The following is a 424-nucleotide window of genomic DNA, read 5'->3' as shown; positions in this document are numbered from 1 at the left end:
ACACTCACCCTGGAGCTGTCCATCGACAGCCTTGACGACATCGACTACTTCGGCATCCGCGCGACATCCACGTCCACCGAAGAAGGCTCGATCAAGGCGGTATCGGGCGACCCGGAGGAGCCTGAAGACCCGGAGGATCCCGAAGATCCGATCTATGACAAGGTTTACTTTGTCTATGATTTCGACGATTCCGGCGCGCCCATCGCAGGGTTCAACATTCTCGCCGAAGAGCCCGAGGACAACGAATTCAACATCCCCAGTCTTCCCGAAGGCACCGAGCCGACCTTCGCGAATTTTCTCGCCTACTTCGAGGAAATTCGCGGTGACGTGACCCAGACGGAAAGCGTGATCTTCTACGAACTCGACGAAAATGATGTGCCGCAAGAGGAGTTCCGCATCGAGGCGCCCGCGGACGGCTTCCTGA

At 57.5% G+C, this 424-nt stretch carries 1 pseudogene; it reads left to right on the top strand.

Annotation, left to right across the window (positions count from 1 at the left end):
- A pseudogene (locus ABMC89_RS19005) lies at window positions 1-424 on the top strand (hypothetical protein); the annotation flags it as partial.

It is taken from the genome of Sulfitobacter sp. HNIBRBA3233 (assembly GCF_040149665.1).
In the GTDB taxonomy this organism is placed as follows: domain Bacteria; phylum Pseudomonadota; class Alphaproteobacteria; order Rhodobacterales; family Rhodobacteraceae; genus Sulfitobacter; species Sulfitobacter marinivivus.
The sequence above is the reverse complement of the archived record's forward strand: the minus strand, read 5'-3'. Positions and strand labels throughout refer to the sequence as shown.